Source organism: Aliiruegeria sabulilitoris (assembly GCF_001558155.1).
GTDB classification, from domain to species: domain Bacteria; phylum Pseudomonadota; class Alphaproteobacteria; order Rhodobacterales; family Rhodobacteraceae; genus Tropicimonas; species Tropicimonas sabulilitoris.
Genome location: NZ_LOAS01000102.1, coordinates 1 through 1,212 on the forward strand (window position 1 = coordinate 1; position 1,212 = coordinate 1,212).

At 63.8% G+C, this 1,212-nt stretch carries 4 protein-coding genes; all 4 read left to right on the top strand.

What is annotated here, in order from left to right; all coding sequences use genetic code 11:
- A partial coding sequence (locus AX756_RS24720) for a transposase (RefSeq protein ID WP_156461696.1) occupies window positions 1-313 on the top strand: 313 nt, incomplete at its 5' end.
- Window positions 307-531 carry an IS66 family insertion sequence element accessory protein TnpB gene (tnpB, locus tag AX756_RS26710; protein WP_082739374.1) on the top strand — a complete coding sequence of 75 codons (225 nt, stop codon included), beginning with the start codon at window positions 307-309 and terminating at the stop codon, window positions 529-531. The genes AX756_RS24720 and tnpB (AX756_RS26710), both read left to right, overlap by 7 nt.
- Window positions 532-578: 47 nt before the next feature.
- Window positions 579-764, top strand: coding sequence for an IS66 family insertion sequence element accessory protein TnpB (gene tnpB, locus AX756_RS26715; RefSeq protein ID WP_082739375.1), 186 nt, complete (start codon window positions 579-581; stop codon window positions 762-764).
- A gap of 53 nt (window positions 765-817) precedes the next feature.
- A partial coding sequence (locus AX756_RS24735; RefSeq protein WP_197431146.1) for an IS66 family transposase occupies window positions 818-1,212 on the top strand: 395 nt, incomplete at its 3' end.

Genomic DNA, 1,212 nt, shown 5'->3' on the forward strand with positions numbered 1-1,212 from the left:
GGAGACACTGGAACCCGGCGCGACGGTGAATGCCGTGGCGGAGCGTTTCGACCTTCAGCCGAACCAAGTCTCGGCGTTGCGGCGGTTGGCGAAGCAGGGAAAGCCGGTTCTGCCGGCGCCGGAGGTCGAGGAGCCGGTCTTTGCGCCGTTGGTGGTATGTGAGGCGGAGCCGGAGGAACCGCTCCGAGAGAAGGTCCATGGCGATGAAGGCATCCGGATCGTGGTTGGCGAGATCAGGATCGAGTTGGTGTCCGACACGCCCGCCAGGCGTATCGCGGAGATCGTCCATGCCCTCGGTTCTCGGCCATGCTGATGCCATCGCAGGGCGTGCGGATCCTGGTGGCGACGAACCCGGTGGATTTCCGGAAAGGGCATGACGGGTTGGCGGCGCTGGTGCAGTCGGTGCTGCAGGAAGATCCTTTCACCGGCACCGTGTTTGTCTTCCGGGCCAAGCGGGCCGACAGGTTGAAAATCCTCTTTTGGGAGTTCGCGACGATCCGCGCACCGCGCGGCAAACTGTCTGGGGGATAGTTTGAGGCAAGAACGGGCGGAGCCCACCGGGCTGGTTCCTCTCGGCGATGCAAGCATCGCCTGCCGGACAATGGATGGCCTACAAACGGCTGGAGGAGAGCGCATTCACGTGGCCGGCAATTAAAAACGGAGCCATGACGCTGAACCGGGCGCGGTTCGAGGCCCTGTTCGCCGGCCTGGAGTGGCGACGGGTGCGGTCGCTGGAGGAGCGCAGACCAGCTGTGGCAGAGTGACTCGGAGGCTTTAATCGCAGGCCATCCGCGCCGGATCGGGGTAAAACTGGCCCATGTCCAGCGCCTCCGCCATCGACCTTTCTGCCATCCCCGAAGACCAGCGCGACGCCGTTCTGGCGGTTCTGCGCGAGCGGGATGCTCTCAAGGAGATCAACAAGCGCCTGGAGCATCTCGTGGCGGAGCTGAACCAGGTCGTGCATGGGAATCGGTCGGATAAGCTGAATGAAGACGAGCGACAACTGGCGTTCGAGGATCTCGAAACGGCCGTGGCCGAGGTCGAGACGCAGCAGGACGCGCAAGCACCGTCGCGAACTGCCACACGTCGTACCGCCCGGCGCAATCGTGGCAACCTGCCCAAGGACCTGCCGTGGATAGAACAGGTGATCGAACCGGACAGCTTGGAGTGTCCGTGCGGTTGTGGGGAAATGCACCAGATTGGCGAAGACCG